Origin of the sequence: Thauera phenylacetica B4P (genome assembly GCF_000310225.1) — a bacterium.
Taxonomy (GTDB): domain Bacteria; phylum Pseudomonadota; class Gammaproteobacteria; order Burkholderiales; family Rhodocyclaceae; genus Thauera; species Thauera phenylacetica.
Genome location: NZ_AMXF01000449.1, coordinates 1 through 1420, shown reverse-complemented (window position 1 = coordinate 1420; position 1420 = coordinate 1). Strand labels below are relative to the sequence as shown.

Annotated in this window: 1 protein-coding gene; it reads right to left on the bottom strand. The window is 75.1% G+C overall.

All coding sequences use genetic code 11. The features are described 5' to 3' along the window. Positions 1 to 1420 (bottom strand): L-glutamate gamma-semialdehyde dehydrogenase (locus C667_RS22925; RefSeq protein ID WP_004388658.1); only part of this gene is annotated, 1420 nt, incomplete at both ends.

The following is a 1420-nucleotide window of genomic DNA, read 5'->3' as shown; positions in this document are numbered from 1 at the left end:
CGCGGCAGGCGTCGGCGCGGTCGCGCAGCGCGGCCAGCTCGTCGCCTTCGAGCAGGCTGCGGCCGGCGCCGTCCAGCCATTCGAGGAAGGCCGCGAGCGTGGCATCGGCGGCGCGGGTCTCGTCGCTGTCCGTCACCGCGAGCGCGCCGTCGGCAAGCACCGGGCCGGAGGTACGCGCCAGCAGGCGGTGCAGGTAGAGCGGCCCGCCCGCCTTCGGCCCGGTGCCCGACAGGCCCTCGCCGCCGAAGGGCTGCACGCCGACCACCGCGCCGATGATGTTGCGGTTCACATACAGGTTGCCGACGTGGGCACGCGCGGCGACGCGCTCGACGGTCTCGTCGATGCGGGTATGCACCCCCATGGTGAGGCCGTAGCCGCTGGCGTTGATGGCGTCGATCAGGCCGTCGAGCTCGGACGCACGGTAGCGCAGTACGTGCAGGATGGGGCCGAACTGCTCGCGGCCGAGCTCTGCGAGCGCGCCGATCTCGATGATCGTCGGGGCCACGAAGGTGCCGTGCGCGCACTCGGCGGGCAGCGGCAGGCGGGTGACGCGCGCGCCACTGGCCTGCATCGCGGCGACGTGGGCCTCCAGCCCGGCGCGCGCCTCGGAGTCGATGACCGGGCCGATGTCTACGCGCACGTCGGCCGGGTTGCCCAGGCGCAGTTCGGCGAGCGCGCCCTGCAGCATGTGCAGCACGCCGTCGGCGATGTCCTGCTGCAGGCACAGCACGCGCAGCGCCGAGCAGCGCTGGCCGGCGGAGTCGAAGGCGGAGGCGAGCACGTCGGTCACCACCTGCTCGGGCAGGGCGGTGGAATCCACGATCATCGCGTTCTGGCCGCCGGTCTCGGCGATCAGCGGCACGTTGCCGCCGCGTGCGGCGAGCCTGCGGTTGATCAGCGCGGCGACCTCGGTGGAGCCGGTGAACATCACCCCGCGCACGCGCGCATCGGCCACCAGCGCGGCGCCGACGGTCTCGCCGCGGCCGGGCAGCAGCTGCAGCGCGGCGGCCGGGATGCCGGCCCGGTGCAGCAGGCGCACCGCATGGGCGGCGATCAGCGGGGTCTGCTCGGCCGGCTTGGCGAGCACCGGGTTGCCGGCGGCGAGCGCGGCCGCGACCTGGCCGCTGAAGATGGCGAGCGGGAAGTTCCACGGGCTGATGCACAGCACCGGGCCGAGCGGCACGTGGCTGGCGGCATCGAAGCCACGCGCCTGCTGGGCGTAGTAGCGCAGGAAGTCGACCGCCTCGCGCAGCTCGGCCACCGCGTTGGCCCACGACTTTCCGGCCTCGCGCACGGCGAGCGCGAGCAGGGTGTCGGCCTCGCGCTCGAACAGCGCCGCGGCGCGCTCCAGGCAATCGCTGCGCTGCGCGGCCGGGGTGGCGGCCCAGTCGGCCGCGGCCGCGCTGGCGGCGGCGAGCGC